General features: G+C 69.7%; 19 protein-coding genes. 9 read left to right on the plus strand and 10 right to left on the minus strand.

Annotated features, from left to right (window positions below; translation table 11 throughout):
- Positions 1-19: 19 nt before the first annotated feature.
- The 7 genes from OC372_RS18630 to OC372_RS18660 all read left to right on the plus strand — a co-directional run bounded on the left by OC372_RS18630 (position 20) and on the right by OC372_RS18660 (position 7,441).
- On the plus strand, positions 20-1,036 hold the full coding sequence (locus tag OC372_RS18630) for a LacI family DNA-binding transcriptional regulator (protein ID WP_262003662.1): 1,017 nt from the start codon (positions 20-22) through the stop codon (positions 1,034-1,036).
- 33 nt (positions 1,037-1,069) lie between these two features.
- Positions 1,070-2,071 carry a Gfo/Idh/MocA family protein gene (locus OC372_RS18635; protein WP_262003664.1) on the plus strand — a complete coding sequence of 334 codons (1,002 nt, stop codon included), beginning with the start codon at positions 1,070-1,072 and terminating at the stop codon, positions 2,069-2,071.
- 66 nt (positions 2,072-2,137) lie between these two features.
- Positions 2,138-3,169 (plus strand): Gfo/Idh/MocA family protein, encoded by a 1,032-nt coding sequence (locus tag OC372_RS18640; RefSeq protein ID WP_262003666.1) that lies wholly within the window; start codon positions 2,138-2,140, stop codon positions 3,167-3,169.
- A 15-nt stretch (positions 3,170-3,184) separates the two neighbouring features.
- Positions 3,185-4,048 carry a Gfo/Idh/MocA family protein gene (locus tag OC372_RS18645; RefSeq protein ID WP_262003668.1) on the plus strand — a complete coding sequence of 288 codons (864 nt, stop codon included), beginning with the start codon at positions 3,185-3,187 and terminating at the stop codon, positions 4,046-4,048.
- A 233-nt stretch (positions 4,049-4,281) separates the two neighbouring features.
- Positions 4,282-5,559, plus strand: a complete 1,278-nt coding sequence (locus OC372_RS18650) for an extracellular solute-binding protein (RefSeq protein ID WP_105711753.1) — start codon at positions 4,282-4,284, stop codon at positions 5,557-5,559.
- Positions 5,559-6,539, plus strand: a complete 981-nt coding sequence (locus OC372_RS18655) for a carbohydrate ABC transporter permease (RefSeq protein WP_258134236.1) — start codon at positions 5,559-5,561, stop codon at positions 6,537-6,539. The genes OC372_RS18650 and OC372_RS18655 overlap by 1 nt, the downstream gene beginning before the upstream one ends.
- A complete protein-coding gene (locus OC372_RS18660) occupies positions 6,536-7,441 on the plus strand; it encodes a carbohydrate ABC transporter permease (protein ID WP_262003671.1) in 906 nt (301 codons plus the stop codon). The genes OC372_RS18655 and OC372_RS18660 overlap by 4 nt, the downstream gene beginning before the upstream one ends.
- A gap of 75 nt (positions 7,442-7,516) precedes the next feature.
- Here OC372_RS18660 and OC372_RS18665 read toward each other — a convergent pair whose 3' ends face one another.
- Together OC372_RS18665 and OC372_RS18670 are read right to left on the minus strand one after the other, a co-directional pair.
- Entirely contained in the window at positions 7,517-8,923 is a 1,407-nt protein-coding gene (locus OC372_RS18665) for a mannitol dehydrogenase family protein (protein ID WP_262003673.1), read from the minus strand.
- A gap of 67 nt (positions 8,924-8,990) precedes the next feature.
- Complete coding sequence (locus OC372_RS18670; protein WP_167633635.1) at positions 8,991-10,094, minus strand: GntR family transcriptional regulator; 1,104 nt, start codon at positions 10,092-10,094, stop codon at positions 8,991-8,993.
- Positions 10,095-10,405: 311 nt separating this feature from the next.
- Here OC372_RS18670 and OC372_RS18675 point away from each other — a divergent pair, with 311 nt between their 5' ends.
- Positions 10,406-12,064: a hypothetical protein gene (locus tag OC372_RS18675; protein WP_105711756.1), complete on the plus strand. Its 1,659-nt coding sequence runs from the start codon at positions 10,406-10,408 to the stop codon at positions 12,062-12,064.
- Between the two features lie 414 nt (positions 12,065-12,478).
- Here OC372_RS18675 and OC372_RS18680 read toward each other — a convergent pair whose 3' ends face one another.
- From OC372_RS18680 to OC372_RS18690, 3 genes are all read right to left on the minus strand, one after another.
- Positions 12,479-12,916 (minus strand): VOC family protein, encoded by a 438-nt coding sequence (locus OC372_RS18680; RefSeq protein ID WP_029263104.1) that lies wholly within the window; start codon positions 12,914-12,916, stop codon positions 12,479-12,481.
- Positions 12,917-12,954: 38 nt separating this feature from the next.
- On the minus strand, positions 12,955-13,305 hold the full coding sequence (locus tag OC372_RS18685) for a TraR/DksA family transcriptional regulator (protein WP_262003678.1): 351 nt from the start codon (positions 13,303-13,305) through the stop codon (positions 12,955-12,957).
- A 118-nt stretch (positions 13,306-13,423) separates the two neighbouring features.
- Positions 13,424-15,970, minus strand: coding sequence for an MMPL family transporter (locus OC372_RS18690; RefSeq protein ID WP_262003680.1), 2,547 nt, complete (start codon positions 15,968-15,970; stop codon positions 13,424-13,426).
- A gap of 69 nt (positions 15,971-16,039) precedes the next feature.
- Between OC372_RS18690 and OC372_RS18695 the strand changes: the two genes are divergently transcribed.
- The gene (locus tag OC372_RS18695; protein WP_262003682.1) at positions 16,040-16,612 is read left to right on the plus strand and encodes a TetR/AcrR family transcriptional regulator; all 573 of its coding nucleotides are present in this window, start codon (positions 16,040-16,042) and stop codon (positions 16,610-16,612) included.
- 24 nt (positions 16,613-16,636) lie between these two features.
- Here the strand turns inward: OC372_RS18695 and OC372_RS18700 are convergent, their stop codons facing one another.
- The 5 genes from OC372_RS18700 to OC372_RS18720 form a co-directional block, all read right to left on the minus strand.
- Positions 16,637-16,960 (minus strand): cupin domain-containing protein, encoded by a 324-nt coding sequence (locus OC372_RS18700; RefSeq protein WP_105711765.1) that lies wholly within the window; start codon positions 16,958-16,960, stop codon positions 16,637-16,639.
- 135 nt (positions 16,961-17,095) lie between these two features.
- A complete protein-coding gene (locus OC372_RS18705; protein ID WP_167381597.1) occupies positions 17,096-17,251 on the minus strand; it encodes a hypothetical protein in 156 nt (51 codons plus the stop codon).
- Positions 17,248-19,578, minus strand: a complete 2,331-nt coding sequence (purL, locus tag OC372_RS18710; protein ID WP_262003685.1) for a phosphoribosylformylglycinamidine synthase subunit PurL — start codon at positions 19,576-19,578, stop codon at positions 17,248-17,250. Before purL ends, OC372_RS18705 begins: the two co-directional genes overlap by 4 nt.
- 81 nt (positions 19,579-19,659) lie before the next feature.
- The gene (locus OC372_RS18715; RefSeq protein ID WP_081859997.1) at positions 19,660-20,121 is read right to left on the minus strand and encodes a type II toxin-antitoxin system RelE/ParE family toxin; all 462 of its coding nucleotides are present in this window, start codon (positions 20,119-20,121) and stop codon (positions 19,660-19,662) included.
- On the minus strand, positions 20,118-20,360 hold the full coding sequence (locus tag OC372_RS18720) for a type II toxin-antitoxin system ParD family antitoxin (RefSeq protein ID WP_029263097.1): 243 nt from the start codon (positions 20,358-20,360) through the stop codon (positions 20,118-20,120). Before OC372_RS18720 ends, OC372_RS18715 begins: the two co-directional genes overlap by 4 nt.
- Between the last annotated feature and the right edge of the window lie 47 nt (positions 20,361-20,407).

Genomic DNA, 20,407 nt, shown 5'->3' on the forward strand with positions numbered 1-20,407 from the left:
CGGGCTTAGTGTGTGTGACGTGACAGGCAACAGGAAGACGGCATCGACGTCGGTGACGATCGGCGACATCGCCCGCGTGGCCGGTGTCTCGCGGTCGACGGTTTCCCGTGCGTTCAGCCGCCCCGAGCTGCTGAACCCCGAGACGGTGCGACGCGTCAAGGCGGCGGCCGACGAGCTCGGCTACGTCATGAACCACGCCGCGCGCGCTCTCTCCACCGGTCGGTTCGGCAACGTCGCCGTGGTCGTCCCCGACATCGCCAACCCGTTCTTCCCGCCGCTCGTGCGGCGCGTGCAGACGCTGGCCGACGCCGCCGGCTACGCGGTGTTCCTCGGCGACTCCGACGAGATCGCCGACCGCGAGGCCAACCTCACCTCGCGCCTCAGCGCCCAGGTCGAGGGCTTCGTCCTGGCCTCCCCGCGCCTCGACGAGGACCGCATCCGCGAGCTCGACGCGTCGCGCCCCGTGGTGCTCGTGAACCGCGACATCGAGGGTCTGGCGCGGGTGCTGATCGATCCGAGCGGAGGGCTCGACGAGGCTGTCGCGCACCTCCACCGCCTCGGCCACACCCGCGTGGTGTACCTGTCGGGGCCGCGCGAGTCGTGGTCGGACCAGCAGCGCCGGGCCGCCCTCGCCCGGGCTGCCGAGCGCGCGGGACTCGAAGTCATCGTGCAGGAGCTGGGGCGCCCGAGCTCGGCCGGCGGACGCGACGCGGTCGGCGGCATCCTCGCCTCCGAGGCGACCGCCGTGATCGCGTTCGACGACGTGGTCGCCCAGGGTGTGATGGCGGGGCTCGCACTGCGCGGCATCGACGTTCCCCGCGACATCAGCGTGATCGGATGCGACGACACCCTCGCCTCCGGCACGCATCCGGCCCTCACCACGATCTCGGCGGCGTCCGCGGCGGCGGGCGATGCGGCAGCCGAGCTGCTGCTCGGCGTGCTCGCCAGCGGGGAGCGCTCGGATGCCCGCGTGACGATCGCGACGCACCTCGTCGTCCGGGCCACCACGGAGGCTGCGCACACGATCGGCGGTTGACCATGCAACCGGTCGCATGATTTACTGTCGCCCATGCCTCGGATCGCGATCATCGGTGCCGCCCATCCGCACGTGGACTACGTGCTCGACGAGCTGACCCGCGCCGACCGCGCCGCGTTCGAGCTCGTCGGTGTGCAGGACTCCGACCCTGCTGTCGCAGAGCACCACGCCGCCCGTTTCGGCGTGCCCGCCTTCGACCGCGCCGAGGATCTGCTCGCCGAGGGCGTCGACGTCGCCGTGATCGCCGGTGTCTACGGAGCGCGTGGCGCCGATGCCCTCGCCGCACTCCGTGCGGGTGCCCACGTGCTGGCCGACAAGCCGCTGTGCACCTCGCTCGCCGAGCTCGACGAGATCGAGGCCGTGGCCGCCGAGGTCGATCGCACCGTGAACCTGCTGCTCGAGAAGCGCGGTTACCCCGAGACCCTCGCCGCACTCGATGTCGTGCGCGCCGGAGAGCTGGGCGACATCGTCGGCGTCACCTCGTCAGGCCCGCACAAGCTCAACCGCGCCCAGTGGCCGGACTGGTTCTTCGACCCGGCGCAGTACGGCGGCATCCTGACCGACCTGTCCGTGCACGACCTCGACGCCGCGCTCCTGTTCGCGCCGGCCGACGAGGGCGTGATCCGGGGAGCCGTCTCGGCACCGCTCGACGGCGCCGAGGGATTCGCGCGCTACGGCTCGGCCACCCTCACGACACCGAACACCGTCGTCTCCGCCGAGGTGAACTGGCTCACCCCGCAGGCCTCCGACGTGCACGGCGACTATCGGCTGCGCCTGGTCGGCACCCGCGGGACCGCGGAGATCTTCTGGGCCCGCGGCCGGGTCGAGGTCACCACCCACGATCGGCCGACCCGCGCGCTCGATCTGCCGCCGGGACGACGTCCGGCCGAAGAGGCACTCGACGCCTTCGCCGACGGGCGCACCCCCGAGGTCGGAACCCGGGATTCGCTCGCCGCGACCCGACTCGCCCTCCTCGCCCAGACCTCCGCCGAACAGGGCGGCACCGCGATCGCCTGGTCGCGCCCGGCTGACTGAGTCCGCCGACGGAGCTCGCCGACTGCGCCGACACCTCCGGCATCCACCCCCACGACAGGAGACATCATGACCGAACCGCTGCGCATCGCGATCGTCGGCGCCGGGGTGATCGGTGCCGTCCACGCGCGCCTCGTCGCGGCTCTCGGCGACGCCGGCGTGCTCGCCGCGATCGTCGACCTCGACGAGGCGCGCGGGCGTGCGCTCGCCGAGCAGTACGGCGTGCCGTTCCACGCGTCGGCCGCCGAGGCCTATCGCGCCGAGAGCGTCGACCTCGCCGCGATCTGCCTGCCCAGTGCCTTCCACGCCGACGCGGTGGTCGCCGCCCTCGACGCGGGGGTGGATGTGATCGTCGAGAAGCCGATCGACGTCACCCTCGAATCCGCCGATCGGGTGCGGGCCGCCGAGCGCGCCTCCGGACGCACCGTCTCCGTCATCAGCCAGCGCCGCTTCCAGCCGGTGGCCTCGTTCATCCGCCGCTCGATCGACGAGGGCGCGCTCGGACGCGTGACATCGGGTGTCGTGGAGTCGGCGTTCTTCCGCCCGCAGGAGTACTACGAGTCCGGAGACTGGCGCGGCACCGCGGCCATCGACGGCGGCGGTGCACTCATGAACCAGGGCATCCACGCGCTCGACCTGCTGCTGTGGATGCTCGGCACTCCGGTGTCGGTGAGCGCGAAGACCGGCCGTCTCGCGCACGAGGGCATCGAGGTGGAGGACGTCGCGGGCGCCACGATCGAGTTCGAGAGCGGCGCCATCGGGCTGCTGCTCGCCAGCACCGCGGCGTACCCGGGGCTTCCGGTGCGCCTCGCCGTGCACGGCTCGCAGGGCACCGCGGTGATGGAGAACGACGGGCTCGCCTTCTTCGCCTCGGCCACCGCGCCGCAGCCCGATGCCGACTCGCTCGTCGAGCACGATGTGCCGGAGGGGTGGAGCGACGTCGACATGGCGCATCGCCGGCAGTACCTCGACGTCGTGCGGGCGATCCGCAGCGGCGGTCGCCCCGCCATCACCACCGACGACGGCCGCCGGGCGCTGCAGGTGGTGCTCGCCGTGTACGAGTCCGCCCGCACCGGTCGTCCCGTCGACCTGCACGAGTGAAAGAGGATGAGAGACATGGAAACGAAGAACGTCGCGATCGTCGGCATCGAGAACAGCCACGCCGAGGAGATCATCCGCTACCTCAACGTCGAGCGGCCGGATGACGTGCCGGTGCGTGTGGTGGCGCTCGTCGCGGGCGAGGACGACCGCACGCGCGAGCTCGCGGAACTCGGCGGCATCGAGCAGATCGTCGCCGAGTCGGGCGACCTGCTCGGCAGCATCGACGCGCTCATCGTCACCTCGCGCGACGGGGCGCTGCACCGGGCGCACGCCGTGCCGTTCCTCGAGGCGGGAACGCCGGTCTGGGTCGACAAGCCGCTCGCGGCGAGCATCGCCGATGCGCACGAGATCGTCGCGGCGGCCGAGCGTGGTGGCACGGTGCTCACCTCGTCATCGGCGCTGCGCTGGGTGGCCGACACCGACGCGATCGCCGAGGGCCTCGGATCGATCGGCGAGCTGCAGGCGGTCACCGTGACCGGACCCGCGGACGCGGCCAGTCCGTACAGCGGCATCTTCTTCTACGGCATCCACATCGCCGACGTGGCGCAGCGTCTCGTGCCGGGGGAGCCCGAGGACATCGACGTGCAGCGCCTGCCGGGAGGGGTCGTCGCCCGCTACCGGGTCGGCGGCGTGCTCGTCACGCTCGAGTTCATCCGCCCCGACGGCGACGGCCAGGTGCCGTTCCGCGCGACGGCCGTCGGCGGCCACGGGGTCATCAGCCGCGACATCGTACTGGGTGCCGACTACGTGCAGCCCGGCGTGGATGCGTTCGCCCGGATGCTCGCGACGGGGGAAGCCCCGATCCCCACGGCGCAGCTGCTCGCCCCGATCGCGGTGCTGGAGACCGTCGCCCGCGCCACGGCGGCCATCGCCGTCTGAGGCTGTGCAACGCGGTGCAGGGATCACGCCCCCGAAGGTCGTGTCCGCTGCGGCGCGCTCCCCGCAACCACTGACTTATCCCTGGTAATCAAACAGAAACACAACCGTTACACCCTCTTCAACGAAGAAGCTATTGTAATGCAACCGTTTGCACGTTAGCGTGAGAAACGGTTGAACCACCCGTTCATCGGGCGCCTTTCGGGCCCGTCGAGGAAGACCATGGAGGAACGAGAATGGCAAGACGCACTGTGATCGCGGCGGCCGCTTCACTGGCCGCGGTGCTGGCCGTCACCGGCTGCAGCTCAGGCACCGGGAACGACGGAGGCGACGCCGACAGCGGAGACCTCCGCGTGTGGCTCATGCAGGACTCCGTGTCCGAGGATGCGGTCGCGTGGCTCGAAGACGAGTTCGCCGCCCAGAACCCCGGCTCCACGCTGACGGTGGAGATGCAGCCCTGGGATGACATCGTCTCCCGGCTCCAGACCTCGCTCGCGAGCGAGTCCGAGACCCCCGACATCGTCGAGATCGGCAACACCAAGACCGCGACGTTCGCGAACGTCGGGGCGCTCGCCGACATCTCCGACCTGTACGACGAGGTCGACGGCGACGACCTGATCCCGAGCTTCGTCGATCAGGCGACCCTCGACGGCAAGACCTATGCCTACCCGCTGTACGCGGGCACCAGCGTCGTCTTCTACCGCACCGATCTGCTCGAGAAGGCGGGCATCGCCGCCCCCGAGACGCTCGACGACCTGGTCGCCGCAGCCGCGACGGTGCAGCAGGCGAATCCCGACGGTGTGGAGGGCTTCAAGGGCATCTACTTCCCCGTCGTCGACGTGCACGGGCTCGAGGGCTGGCTGTTCTCGCACGGCGCGAACTACGCCGAGGAGAAGGACGGCGCCTGGGTCAGCGGACTCGACACCCCCGAGGCCAAGGCCGCGCTCGAGCAGATGCAGACCATCTGGCAGGGCTCGGCCCTCGGCGCGCTCGACGCGAAGGAGACCGCGGGCAACCCGTGGGTGCCGTACAACAACGGCGAGGTCGCGATGTTCTCCTACCGCGTGTTCGCGCAGGACAGCATCTCTCCCGAGCTCGCCGACGTCACCGGTGTGATGGCGCTTCCCCCGGTCGAGGCCGGCGGCGAGAGCCACCAGTTCCTCGGAGGATCCAACGTCGGCATCGCCGCGAAGTCGTCGCAGCAGGAGCTCGCGAAGAAGGCCATGAAGCTGATCCTCAGCGAGGACTTCATGACCCAGCTCGCCGAGGACTCCGGCTGGGTCCCCGGCAACACCACCTTCGCGTCGGCCATCCCCGACGGCATCGTCGACGCCGAGCTGCAGCAGCAGATCGCCGAGACGAGCGCCCTCACCCCGGCGGCGCCGAACTGGGCGATCGTGGAGGGCAACAACATCCCGGTCGACCTGTACTCGGCGATCGCCAAGGGTGAGGACATCGACGAGGTGGTCACGCGCATCGGCGCGAAGATCGAAGCGACCCTCAACGGCGACTGATGATGACCACTCCCGTGATCGATGTCGAGGTCGCCCCCGAGGCGTCCCCGCAGCAGCCCGCTCCCCGCACGCGGCCGCGCCGCGCGCGGGGAGCGCTGCTCCCGTATCTCCTGATCGCGCCGCTCCTCGCGGCGGTGCTGATCGCCCTCGGCTGGCCGCTGCTGCAGCAGTTCGTGATGTCGCTGCAGAAGTTCGGGCTGGCGCAGCAGTTCGGCCAGGAGCCCGAATGGGTGGGCCTGGCGAACTACGGCAGGATCCTGACCGACCCCAACATGTGGGTCGTGTTCTTCCGCTCCGTGCTCTTCTGCGCCGTGTGCGCCTCGCTGTCGATGGTGATCGGCATGCTGATCGCGCTGCTGCTGACCAAGGTGAGCAGCTGGGCGCGCATCGCCCTGCAGGTGACACTGCTGCTCGTGTGGGCGACGCCGGCGCTGGTGACCATGGTCATCTGGCAGTGGCTGTTCGACGCCCGCTACGGCCTGGTGAACTGGATCCTCGCGCGCATCGGCTTCCCCGACATGGCCGGCTTCCCGTGGACTTCCACTCCGATGGGCGTGTTCACGATCGCCGCGATCACCGTGATCTGGGGCAGCCTGCCCCTGATCGTGTTCATGATCTACTCCGCCCTCACCCAGGTGCCCACCGAGGTGCTCGAGGCGGCGGAGCTCGATGGCGCGGGACCCTGGACGCGCTTCCGGCACGTCACGATGCCGCTCATCACCCCGGCGGTCATGATCGTCGGACTCCTGCAGATCGTGTGGGACCTGCGGGTGTTCACGCAGATCTACGTGCTGCAGCAGGCGGGCGTCTCGATCGAGGAGACCAACCTCCTCGGCACCTACATCTACCGGATCGGCATCGGCCAGGGCGAGTACGGCGACGCATCTGCTCTCGCGACGATCGTGCTCATCCTCACGCTGCTGCTCACCTGGAAGTACATCGCGAAGATGTTCGCCCAGCAGAAGGAGGTCTCGGAATGAGTGCCCCGACCATGACCAGGACCACCGACATCGCCGCCGTCGTGCCGCCGCGCTCGCGCCGGACCATCGGCAATCGCAACGACGCCCGCCGGCGCACCTGGAACGGCGTCGCCGTGGCCGCCGCGCTGCTCCTCGTCTTCCCGATCTACTGGATGGTGAACACCGCGCTCTCGGACAACGAGGAGCTGTTCTCGCGCACACCGCGGTTCTTCCCGTTCCCGCTGAGCTTCGACAGCTTCGCCGGCATCCTCGCCGACGGCGGTTTCTGGTCGGCGCTCGGCATGAGTGCCGGCGTGACGGCCATCGTGGTCGTGGTCGCCGTGCTATTCGGGTTCTTCGCCGCCATCGCGGTGAGCCGCTTCCGCTTCAAGGGCGGCGGGCTCATCATCCTGCTCGTGCTCATCGTGCAGATGATCCCGACCGAGGCCCTGTTCATCTCGCAGTTCCGCATGCTCGACGGCTGGCACCTGCTCAACACGGTCGGCGGCCTGTCGCTGCTCTACATCGGCACGGTCGTCCCGTTCACGGTGTGGCTGCTGCGCGGGTTCATCCACGGCATCCCGGCCGAGCTCGAAGAGGCGGCGATGGTCGACGGCTGCAGCCGGTTCGGGGCGTTCATGCGGGTCACGCTGCCGCTGCTCGGGCCGGGCATCGTCACGGCATCCGTCTTCGCGTTCCTGCAGGCGTGGAACGAGTACACCCTGGCCCTCGTCGTGATGACGAAGCCGGGCAACGCCACCCTGCCGCTGTGGCTGCAGACGTTCAGCAGCGAGCTGTCGGCCACCGACTGGGCCGGCATCATGGCGGGCGCCACGCTGATCTCGGTGCCCGTGGTCATCCTGTTCCTCTTCGTCCAGGGTCGCCTGGGCGCGGGCATGATGGCCGGTGCCGTGAAGGGCTGATGCCACAGACGTCGAAGAGCGCCGGTCCTTCGGGATCGGCGCTCTTCGTGTGTGAGGGGGAGAAGCGGGCGTGGATCAGCGGGCGTGGTCGGTGAGTATCCCGAGCACGGCGGGGTCCGCGGCGAGATCGGGTGCGAGCAGGTCGAGCAGGGCGCGATGCGGATCGGCATCTGTCGCGCGTGCGGCCAGCTCCTCCGCGGCGACGTCGTCGAGCGGACGCTCTGCCTGAACCTCGGCGATGACGAACCGGGCCCAGGCGGCGATCGCGGCGATGCCGGCCGCGCCCGTCTCGCCGTCGGCGCGGGCGCGGCGCACCGGCTCGACGATGCGGGCGCGCAGCTTGAGGCTGCCGTCCGCGGCGATCTGCCGCAGCCGGTGCACGATGGCGGGGTTCGCGAATCGCTCGAGCAGCGCCGTCCGGTAGGCGGGAAGGTCGAGTTCGACGCCGGCTCTGTCGGCGGAGGCATCGAGGCGCCGCTGGGCGAGATCCCACAGGTCGTGGACCAGCGCCGCGCATTCCGGGTCGGCGATGGCCTCGGCGACGGTCTCATGTCCGCGCAGGATGCCGTCGGAGGCGAGAAGGGAGTGTGCGCCGTTGAGCATCCAGAGCTTGCGCTGCTCGAACGGCTCGATGTCGGACACGAACGAGGCGCCGGCATCCTCCCAGCGCGGTCGGGCGGCGCGGACGCGTCCGCTCAGGATCCAGCTGTGGAACGGCTCGGTCACCACCAGGGCTTCGTCGCGGATGCCCTCGCGGGCGGCGACGGCGTCGATGTCGTCTGCCGTGGTGCGCGGGGTGATGCGGTCCACGGAGGTGCTGACCACGTCGACCTGCGCGTCGATCCAGGCGCCGAGGGGAGGGGAGGTGAGCGCGGCGAGGTCGCCGAGCACGGCCCGGAGCACGGAGCCGTTGTCATCGAGGTTGTCACACGGGATCAGCGTGATCGTGCCGTCGGGCAGGGCGTGGCGTCGAGCGTCGAGCGCCCAGAGCAGGCGGGCGGGCATCGTGCGCAGGACGCCGTTCGCGATGGTGTCCGGCGGGTTCTCCCGATCGGCGAAGGCTTCGCCCAGCGCACAGATGTCGGCGGTGATGTCGGGGTCGGCGACGTCGAGGCGGCCGTCCGATCCGCGTCGGTAGCCCTTCTCGGTCACCGTGAGCGTGACGACCGTGACTTCGGGGCGGGAGACGTAGTCGCGCAGCGCGTCGGTGTCGCCGCCGTCGTGCGCGGCCACGATGCTCTCGATGGTCTCGAAATAATCGCCCTCTGCGCCGCGCGTGAGGAGGGTGTACACGTCGTCCTGTCGATGGAGCGTCTCGGCGGCATCGGGCGAGCGGCCCGTGAATGCCGCGATGCCCCACTCGTGTTCGGGATCGGCGTGGGCGGTGTACCAGGCCTGGTGTGCGCGGTGGAAGGCGCCGAGTCCGAGGTGCACGATGCGCACGGGGGCGCGCGGTAAGGTGCGGCGCGAGCTGTGGGGCACGGGAATCCTCGGGTCGATCGTCGAACCCTGGGGCGGGCCTGACTTCAACCTATGACGCGCGGCGCGATCATGCAAGCGGTTGCAAGACGCGGGTGGATGCGACGGTAGTGGAGGCCCGCTCCCGAACGACCGGCTGCAGCAGCATCCGCACCGGGGTTCGGTCGCCCCCGCGCCCCAGCTGCCGCAACAGTGTGGCCGCCGCGAGGCGTCCGATCTCGCGCTTCGGCGGGGACACGGCGGTGAGCGGGAGCGACGCATCCGCCGCCTCTTCGTCGTCGAAGGCGACCAGCGCGAGGTCGTCGGGAAGCGAGAGCCCCACGCGCCTCAGGTGCGGAAGGAGCGCCGTCGCTTCGCGGTCGCCGAGGCAGACGACGCCGTCGAGTCCCACCGAGAGCGCTCGGTGCGCGTAGTCGGCGAGTGCGGCGTCGTCCCACGAGTCCCGACGCACCACCGCGCCCGGGAGGTCGACAAGGGTCAGATCGTCGATCGCGCGACGGTAGCCGCGCAGCGCGGCATCGGCGGTCGCGGTGTCACGACGCCCGAGGAATCCGATACGCCGACGGCCCTGCCGTGCCAGGTGCCGCACGGCCGCGTATCCGCCCGCGACGACATCGGTGCACACCGCCGAGAGCCCGTCGTCCGGCGGCGAATCCGTCGGCATCCGCTCCATCAGCACCACCGGGATCGGCAGTGCGCGCAGCAGGTCGAGTCGCGCCGTCGGGTCGGTGCGGTGCAGTGTCGGGGTGATCAACAGGCCGTCGCATCCGGCGGCCAGGAGCTCGCGGATGCGGCGGATCTCCAGGGCGTCGTCATACTCACTCGACACGATGCGCACGGTCGCGCCCGCGGCCCGGGCCACTTCCGTGATCCCGTCGACGACCGTGGGGAAGTAGTAGCTGCGCGACGGGACGATCACGCCGATCAGGGGCGTCGTCCCGGTCCAGCGCGCCGACACGTAGGTGCCGGATCCTTGGCGGCGGACCACCACTCCGTCGTCGACGAGCATCCCCACCGCCCGACGCACGGTGTTGATGCCGACCGCGTGCGTCGCCGCCAGAGTCGCCTCCGGTGGCAGGCGCTCGCCCCGTGACCACTCGCCGGCGGTGATGCGGTCGCGGAGCTGCTGCGCCAGGCTCACGAACAGCGGCTGGGTGTTCGGAAAAGCTCCCATGTCGCCCTCCTCGGCCCGTGGATGCCCGTGAGTCTTTGCTATGCAACCGTATTCATTCGGACTCGGTTCGGCAAGGTGTCGGGCACTCGCGGCGCGTGCTGCGGGGATTCGCGCTTCCCTCGGCCGCATCCGTGCGAAAGGGCCGACGCACGTGCGATCGGCCGAGCGAAGTGCAGGGCCGAAGCCGGCGAAGTCCCGATTCCTTCCTCCAGTCATTCCTCTTCGCTGACCTTCCGTTGACCGTCGGATGCCCGCGCGTCACGGTGGCAGTCACGACGACTCCGCGCCCGGCGGAGCGGAAGGAGACACCGATGAGACGCACACGCTGGCTGTCGGCGCTGGTCGCCGCGAGCCTTCTCGCCGGAGGGGTGGTCGCCACCGGCGGCGCCGCCTCTGCAGAGACCGTCACGACCGAGCTCGCGATCACCTCTCCCGTCGACGGCGGCACCGTCAGCGGATCGACGCTCACGGTGGAGGGGACGTTCGCGAACACCTCCGAGCTCGTGCTCGTCGTGGGGGCGCAGGAGGTGATCCCGATCCCGGTCACCGGCACGGCCGGCACGTGGACCATCGACCTCGACATCGCCGACCGCGACGGGCGACTCGACCTCGCGGTGCGCGCCCGTGACCTCACCACCCTCTACACGACCTGGTCGGAGTTCCTCGCCGTCGAGGTCGACAACCCGGCCGCATCCCGCCCGGTCGTCACGGTGGTCTCGCCGACCGAGGGCGCGTATGCGGGGTCCTCGCTCGACGTGGTCGTCGACGTGGCATCCGACCGCGCGCTGTCCGCCGTCGAGGTGCGGGTGAACGGCGGTGCCTGGCAGGCTGCCACGGCGCAGGGCGGATGCGAGTACGCGGCATCCTTCCCCGTCGCAGGTTCCGAGTTCGCGAGCATCGAGGCCCGTGCGACCGACGTGTCGGGGCACACCTCCGAGGCGCCGACCACCTACGTCGCGCTCGGCGGAGCCACCGCCGAGACCCCCGTGATCTACGACCAGGACCGGGCGATGTGGATCTGGGAGCGCGCCTCCTACGAGGCCGTGTTCGATGAAGACGCCCGCGACCGCCTCGGCGCCGTGATGGACGACACCACGACCTTCGGGTCCGACCCCATCCGCACGATCTACCTCGGCGTCGACAAGTACGGCACCACCGACATGCTGCGCGACTCGCGCGACGAGGTCGTGGCGTTCGTGGAGTGGGCGCGCGCCCGCGGCTACCACGTGCAGGCCACCGTCGCCGGCGGCACGCGTCCGCCGTACCTGGGCGCCCTGGAGCAGTTCGAGCACTTCGCGGTCGACGAGTTCGAGAAGGTCCTCGACTACAACCTCGCCGTGCCGGAGTCCGCGCGCTTCGACGGCATCAATGTCGACATCGAGCCGTACATCCTCAGCGACTGGAAGCTGCCCGGCAGCGGCGGGCTCCCGAACCGGTGGCTCGAGATCCTCGACACGCTCATCGAGCGTCGCGACGCCTCCGGGCTGCCGGTGCTGGTCGGGCCCGCGATCCCGCGCTGGCTGGATTCCTCGGCCTGCTGCACGTCGATCACCTGGAACGGCCAGACGAAGCCGCTCAGCGACCACATCCAGGACATGACCGACTACATCGCGATCATGGACTACCGCGACACGGCCGACGGCAGCGCGGGCATCATCGCCCAGGCGCAGCACGAGATCGACTACGCGAACCAGATCGGCAAGCCGAACTCGGTCGTGGTCGGCATCGAGACCAAGGACCTCTCCGGCACGGGTGACCCCGAGACCGTGACGTTCTGGGAGGAGGGACGCACCTACCTCGAGGGCGAGCTCGACAAGACGTACACGGCGTTCCAGGACGACGCCTCGTTCGGCGGCATCGCCATGCACCACTACGACGACCTGCTGATGCTGCCGTCGGCGTGGGACGACACTCCGCCCGTGTACTACCCCGTGCCGGGCGCGGGACCAGGGGGTCCGGCGCTGCCGTAGGTTCCTCTCGTGGCGGGGCAGTTCCTTCGGGGGGCTGTCCCGCTTCGGCTGTCCGGCTCGGTGTCGCGTGTTCGGCTGCCGCGCGTGGGGGTGCCCGCTTGAGCTGCCTCGCTGCGGCTGTCCCCCTTCAGGAGTCCGGCTTCAGGCATAAGCGTTCGGGCGGACTTCTCCCCCTCGGGCGGACGGCTCCACCGAGAATCTCCTCCCGAGGGGGAGTTCTCCGCCTGGGGCCGAGCGACCCCGTTCGGGTCCGGCGGTCTCGTCGCTGCCTGTCGCCCTTCTCCGCCGCACAGCTTCGGAGATCGCGCGCGTGACGCGCCGGGCGGATCGACCGAACGGCCGCGTGTCGCCGGGGAGCTCCGAAGTCGTGCACGGGGTGCCGAAGTCGTGCACGGGAAGTCTGGGGGACAGGCGTCAGCTCTTCGTGAGGTCCTGCGCGAACATCACGAGGATGCCGCTGGGGCCGCGGAGGTAGGTGAGCTTGTAGACGTCCTGGTAGTTCGCGACGCCGCGCAGCGGGTGATAGCCGTGGCGGGCCGCGATCGCGAGGGACTCGTCGATGTCGTCGACCGAGAAGGCGATCCGGTGCATGCCGATCTCGTTCGGCAGGGTCGGCTCCGTCTCGATCGCGTCCGGGTGGATGTACTCGAACAGCTCGATCTGGCCGCGCCCATCGGGGGTCTGCAGCACCGCGATCTTCGCGTGGTTGCCGTCGAGTCCGACCGCGGTCGCCGCCCACTCCCCACTGACCTCGTCGCGACCGAGCACCGTGAGGCCGAGGTCGGTGAAGAAGGAGATGGTGGCTTCTAGGTCGCGCACGGCGATCCCGACGTTCTCGAGTGTGATGGGCATGGGTGGGATGCTACTCGTGCTCGCCACCCGTGTCAGGGCTAGTGCCCGAGCTTCTCGGCGCAGGCGACGCAGTACTCGGCGAACGGTCGGGCCTGCAGTCGTGCCGCGGGGATCGGCCTGCCGCAGTTCGCGCAGACGCCGTAGGTGCCGGCATCCATTCGCGCCAGCGCATCGTCGACCTGTCGGAGTTCGGATGCTGCCGCCTCGGCGAGCCCGGTCAGCCGTGACCACTCCGACGAGAGCGTGACGCCCTCGGGGTCGTGTTCGTCGTCGTCGTTCGAGCTCTCGCGGTCGTGGGTGAGCTCGTCGAGGATTGCGGCCGTCGCCTGCACGCGGGCCTCGGCCTGGACGCGCAGCTCCTGGAGCAGCGCGCGGGGGTCAGAACTCATGCGCCCACTCTAGGCATCCCCGCCGACACCCCGGCCCCACCCGTCGCACTTTCGCATCGAGGTCGCAGGATCCAGCGGAACTCTGCGACCTCGACGCGAATCTGCGACGCCCGCCGCCTCAGGCGGAGTGCCCGCTTGTCGGCACCGAGTCGGTCGTCGTCGGAACGGCCACGGCCTTCATGCCGGGGTGATCGCGCTCGAGGGCCGCCCCCTCCATATCGACGTTCGGCAGGATGCGGTCGAGCCAGCGCGGCAGCCACCACGCCGAGCGGCCGAGCAGATGCATGAGCGCGGGCATCAGCAGCATCCGCACCACGAACGCGTCGAGCAGCACGCCGAACGCGAGGCCGAACCCGATCGAGCGGATGATCGTCGACTCCGAGAAGATGAATCCGCCGAACACCGACACCATGATGAGGGCGGCGGCGGTCACGACCGAGCGGCCGGCACGGAAGCCCTGGGCCACGGCATCGCGCGCCGAGGCTCCGTGCACATACGCCTCGCGCATGCCGGAGGCGAGGAACAGCTGATAGTCCATCGCGAGCCCGAACAGGATGCCGACGAGGATCACCGGCAGGAAGCTCAGGATCGGCCCGGTGCTGTGCAGCCCGATGATCTCGGCGCCCCAGCCGAACTGGAACACCGCGACGATCAGGCCGTACGTCGCGAACAGCGAGAGCACGAAGCCACCGGTCGCGATGAGCGGCACCAGCAGGGAACGGAACACCACGATCATGATGAGCAGCGAGAGGCCGACGACGACCACGAGGTACAGCGGCAGGACCCCGGCCAGCGCCTCGGAGATGTCGATGTTGATCGCGGCCTGACCCGCGACGCCGAGGGTGATCCCGTCGCCGATGGCCGGCATCGAGCGCAGGTCCTGCACGAGCCTCTCGGTGGAGGCGCTGTTCGGGCCCTCCTCCGGGACGACCTGGAATGCGAGGAGGGTGTTGTCGTCGGAGGTGGCGATCGGCGCGACCGCCGCGACGTCGTCCTGGTCGGCGATGGCCTGCGCGATCGTGACCTGCGTGGAGAGCAGATCATCGTCGGTGACCGCGTCGTCGAGGGTCGCGGTGACCAGCAACGGACCGTTCGCGCCCTCGCCGAACTGCTCGTCGACGGTCTGGAACGCGCGGTAGCTGGTCGAGTCGCTCGGTTCGCTCGACCCGTCGGGCAGACCGAGTCGCATCGACATCGCGGGGATCGCGATGATGAGCAGCGCGACCACGCTCACGAGCGTGGTGACGACGGCGCGCAGGGTCGACATCCGCTTCACGGGCTTGCCCGCGGCGTGCTCCTGCCCGACCGTCGCGCGCGCGCGGCGGCTGAGCAGACGGTCGCCGACGAGCCCGAGGATGGCGGGCGCGAGGGTGATCGCGACGAGCACGGCCACCGCGACGCACACCGCGCCGACCGTGCCCATGAGGCCGAGGAACGGGACGCCGGTCACGTTGAGCGCGAGGAGCGCGACGATGACGGTCGTGCCGGCGAACACCACGGCGGTGCCGGACGTGCCGGTGGCCAGGCCGATGGATTCGCGCACCGGAACGCCGGCGAGCAGCTGCTTGCGGTGCCTGTTCACGATGAAGAGCGAATAGTCGATGCCGACCGCGAGGCCGAGCATCACGCCCAGCACCGGTGTCACGGACGCCATGTCCACCACGCCGGAGAACGCGAGGGATGCCGTGACTCCGACACCGACGCCGACGATGGCGGTGACGATGGGGAGGGCTGCGGCGATGAGCGAGCCGAGCATCACGATGAGCACGATCGCGGCGAACACGAGACCGACCGCCTCGCCGACGCCGAAGATCTCGGGCACACCCTGCGCGATGTCGGTGCCGAAGTCGACCTCGGTGCCGTCGATCGGTGCGGAGGCGAAGTGGTCGATCGTGCCCTGCTTGACCTCTTCGGAGAGTTCGAGGCGCGGGTCGACGAACGAGACGTTGACGATCGCGGTGGACCCGTCTTCCGACACCACGCCGATGCCGTCGGCCAGGTCGAGGAGGGTCGAGCCCAACTCCGCCTGGTCGGCGTTCTCCTGCAGGGTGATGCGGGACTGATCGAGCTTCGCGTTCTGGGCCTCGAGCTCGGCTGCCTGCGCGTTCAACGCCGCCACCTGGGCGTCGATGGCGGCGAGCTGCTCGGGGCCGGCGCCGGCCCGCTCCGCCTGGGTGCGGGACGCCGTGAGCTGGGTGAGGCCGGCTTCGATCTGGGCCCTGCCCTCGTCGAGCTTCGTCTGCCCGGCGTCCAGCTGGGCGCGACCGTCGGTGATCTGCTTCTCGCCGTCGGCGAGCTCCTTCGCCTGGTCGGCCTGCTGCTGCTGCGCGTCGAACGGGTCGATCACGGACGCGACGCCGTCGAGATCCTCGGCACTCGCAGCGAGGTCGGAGATCTCCTCCTTCTGCTCGTCGGTGAACGCCGAACCGTCGGTGGTGCGATAGACGACCGTTCCGGTGCCGCCCGCGGAATCCGGGAGCTTGTCGGCGAGCTCGTCGGTCACCGCGCCCGACGCGGTGCCCGGGATGTCGAAGCTGTTGCTGAGCGTGCCGCCGAGGGTGAGGAAGGCGCCGACGCCGATGCCGAGGATCAGGACCCACGACACGATCACCGTCCACGCCTTGCGCGCAGCGAACGAACCCAGACGGTAGAGCAGTGATGCCACAGTGGTCTCCTTCAGACTCGAAGATCATACGGCACGTCTCGTCTAGCGATCTGTGGCTATCCTGAACGCATGGTCAACGAGCATCGGAGCGGGCCCGTGCGCAGTACTGCGGCGCGTGAAGCGATCCTCGATGCGACCTCGCGACTCTTCCACGCGCAGGGGTACGACCGGCTGACGATCGAGGGCATCGCGAAGGAAGCCGGAGTCGGCAAGCAGACCATCTACCGCTGGTGGCTCTCGCGCGGTGCGCTCATCGCGGACTGCCTGGTCGACGGGCGTCTCATCCCCGTGGACTTCGTCGTGCCCGACACGGGCGACCTGCTCGCCGACGTCGAGACCTGGCTGCGTTCGGTGCTGTCGATCCTGGAGGCTCCGCAGGGGGATGCACTGCTGCGTTCGCTCGTCGCGGCCGCCGCCGATGACGCCGACGTCGGCGTGCATCTCAGTGAGAGCCTCGGGGTGGAGCAGCACCTGTCGGAGCGCTTGCGCGGCGGAATCCGAGACGGGCAGCTGCCGGCCGATGCACCGGTCGCTCAGATCGGCAGGGCCCTCCTCGGCGCGATCATCGTGGAATCCCTCGGCCGTGAGGCTCGCGATCCCGACGGGGTCGTCGACTTGGTCCGGTATCTCCTCGCCCGCTGAGCGTCGAGGGCGCGTCGCGCCGAGCTACTCGAGCCACTCCGTGACGAAGCGGTCGTTCGCATGGATGTGCGTGGCCTCGTATGTGCCGCCGTCGAGCACCTCGAAGCGGTGGGAGACGAGGGCGGGCACGACGAGGATCTGCCCTCCGACGCCGACCACCTGATCGTCGCCGACCGTGAACAGCGCGCGGCCCCGGCGGATCACGAACGTCTCGGCGTACGGATGCCGATGCAGACGTGGTCCTCGACCGGGTGTCGTGATGAACTCGCGCATGATGCTCACGGGCGAGCCGAGCAGGTACCCCTCGATGTCTTCGTCGGTGGCGACGTCTCTGAGGTGGATGGTCATGGTTCCTCCGTTCCCGCCCGAGGGTACGCCTGGCGAGGCTCGCGTCGCACTCTCTCATCGAGGTCGCACGCAATCCTGGAATCCGTGCGACCTGGGTGCGGAACTGCGACCCGGGTGCGGAGGGGCCGGCCGCTCTCAGCCGAGGATGAGCGTGATCACGGTCGCGCCGCCACCGCCGAGGATGAGCGCGATGATGACGGTCCAGGCGACGATGCGGATGCGACGGTTGCGCTTCTCGCCGAGGTCGCCGTAGTCCTCTTCGTTCGGGTTCTGCCGGCTCACGTCGCTCATGCGCTGACCTCCGTGACCGTCGGGCCGAAGTACGAGGGGAGCGTGGCCTGCGAGCGCTCGCGCAGCTCGGCGATCGACACGGTGAAGACGTCCTGCACCTCGAGCTTCGCGCCCTCGGTGTCGGTCACGCCGATGCGCATCACCGGGTAGTCGCGTCCCTCGCAGAGTCCGCGGAACTTCACGTCGTCTTCACGCGGCACGGTCACGATCACGCGACCGGTCGACTCGGAGAACAGGGCGGATGCGGCATCCACGCCGTTGCTCTCGATGATCTCGTTCAGCCAGACACGGGCGCCGACACCGAAGCGCATGACGCCCTCGGCGAGTGCCTGTGCGAGGCCGCCTTCGGAGAGGTCGTGCGCCGAGGAGATGAGCCACTCATCGCGGGCGGCCGAGAGCAGACCCGCGAGGCGCTTCTCGCCGGCGAGGTCGACCTTCGGCGGCAGTCCGCCGAGGTGGTCGTGCACGACGTCCGCCCAGGCCGAACCCGAGAGCTCGGTCGAGGTGGTGCCGAGCAGGTAGATGTTCTGACCCTCGTCCTGCCATCCGGAGGGGATGCGGCGCGAGACGTCGTCGATGATGCCGAGCACGCCCACGAGCGGGGTCGGGTGGATCGGCACGTCGCCGGTCTGGTTGTAGAACGAGACGTTGCCGCCGGTGACCGGGGTTCCCAGCTCGTAGCATCCGTCGGCCAGGCCGTCGACCGTCTGACCGAACTGCCACATGACCTCGGGGTTCTCGGGAGAGCCGAAGTTCAGGCAGTCGGTGATGGCCGTGGGCACCGCGCCGGTGACGGCGACGTTGCGGTACGCCTCGGCGAGGGCCAGCTGGGCGCCCGCGTACGGGTCGAGCTGGCAGTAGCGGCCGTTGGCGTCGGTCGACACCGCGAAGCCGAGGCCCGACTCCTCGTCGACGCGGATCATGCCGGCGTCGTCGGGGAAGCTGAGGGCCGTGTTGCCGAGCACGTAGTAGTCGTACTGGTTGGTGATCCAGCTCGTGTCGGCCAGGTTCGGCGAGGCGACGAGGGCGAGGAACTGCTCGCGCAGCGTCTCGGGGTCGTTGGCACGGGGCAGGTTCTCGGCGGCATCCGCCTGGAGGGCGTCGATCCACGTCGGGTAGGCGACCGGACGGTCGTAGACGGGGCCGTCGACCGCGACGGTCGAGGGGTCGACGTCGACGATGCGCTCGCCCTGCCAGTCGATGATGAGGCGTCCGTCGCCGGTGACCTCGCCGAGCACGGAGGTCTCGACCTCCCACTTGTTCACGACCTCGAGGAACGCATCGAGCTTCTCGGGAGCGACGATCGCCATCATGCGCTCCTGCGACTCCGACATGAGGATCTCCTCGGCCGTGAGCGTGGGGTCGCGCAGCAGCACGTTGTCGAGCGAGACCTTCATGCCGCTGTTGCCGTTGGCCGCGAGCTCGCTGGTCGCGCACGAGATGCCGGCGGCGCCCAGGTCTTGGATCGCCTCGACGAGCTCGCCGCGGTACAGCTCGAGGCAGCACTCGATGAGCACCTTCTCGGCGAACGGGTCGCCCACCTGCACGGCGGGGCGCTTGGTCGGACCGGTGGAGTCGAACGAGTCGGAGGCCAGGATGCTCGCGCCGCCGATGCCGTCGCCACCCGTGCGGGCGCCGAACAGGACGACCTTGTTGCCGACGCCGGTCGCGTTCGCGAGCTTGAGGTCTTCGTGACGCAGCACGCCCACCGCGAGCGCGTTCACGAGCGGGTTGGCCTGGTAGACGGAGTCGAAGACCGTCTCGCCGCCGATGTTCGGCAGACCCAGGCAGTTGCCGTAGAAGCTGATGCCGCTGGTCACGCCGTGCACGACGCGGGCGGTGTCGGGGTGGTCGACCGCACCGAAGCGCAGGGCGTCCATGACCGCGACCGGGCGAGCGCCCATCGAGATGATGTCGCGGACGATGCCGCCGACGCCGGTCGCCGCACCCTGGAAGGGCTCGATGAACGAGGGGTGGTTGTGCGACTCGGCCTTGAAGGTGACGGCCCAGCCCTCGCCGACGTCGACGACGCCCGCGTTCTGGCCCATGCCCACCATGAGACGTTCCTTCATCTCTTCGGAGACCTTCTGGCCGAAGCGGCGCAGGTAGTTCTTCGACGACTTGTACGAGCAGTGCTCCGACCACATGACGGAGTACATCGCCAGCTCGCCCGAGGTGGGGCGACGGCCGAGGATCTCCTTGATGCGCTCGTACTCGTCGGGCTTGAGTCCGAGGGCCGCGTACGGCTGCTCCTTCTCGGGCGTCGCGATCGCGTTCTCGACGGAGTCGGGGACGTGCTGGGGGGAAGGTGCAGGGGCGGTGGTCACGCGCACTCCAAAGGAAGGGGCCGGCGGGGCATGCTCAGTCTACCGGCGCGGGTGAGGCGGCTCTCCCGCGAGAGCGGGAGGTCAGATGCGGTCGGCGCGGATGGCGTCGAGGATCTGTGCGGATGTCTCGTCCTGTCGCTGCGGTGGGTGCGACAGGGCGCCCTTCTTCGTGGGGAGGGTGACCCTTCCGGTGCGCACGAGTCGCGACCACGCGGTGTCACGATCGCTCTCGGTGAGGGCGGCAGCGATGTCTCTCCTCGTGTGAAGCACGCGATGGACTCGCACGGCGTCCGGATCATCTGTGTAGATGACGAGGTACGGATGGTTTCGAAGAGGGAAGGCGCGGATGTCGGGAATCTCGGTCACCAGCTCGAAGCGCGCCGATCCCAGCGAGGGATACGCAGTGAGCCGGCTCAGCGCATGCTGGAGGTCGTCGATGAACGCGATCGCGACCGGCGGCCCTGCTTCGCCGAGGTAGCGCGTGACCGCGCCGTCGATGTCCTCATCCGCCCGCCTGGTGGTGACGACTCGCCCCGCAGTCACGCGTCGGCGGCGTCTGCGTGGACGCGGTCTCGGAGGCGATCGAAGTACGCCTGGTCCACTTCGGAACCCGGCCCCGACGTCATCCCGTCGACAACCAGGGATCGCAGCTGCTCGCGGGCCTGCTCATGGCGGATCAACTCACGCATGAACTCGCTGCTGTTGCTGTAGCCGCGCTCGGCCACCTGCGTTTCGACGAAGTCCTTCAGCGCGTCCGGAAGAGAGATGTTCATCGTGGCCATACCTCCACGCTAATACCGATGGCAAAGTTTGTCATCGCACTAGGGAA

This window comes from Microbacterium sp. Mcb102, from assembly GCF_024519805.1.
Classification (GTDB): domain Bacteria; phylum Actinomycetota; class Actinomycetes; order Actinomycetales; family Microbacteriaceae; genus Microbacterium.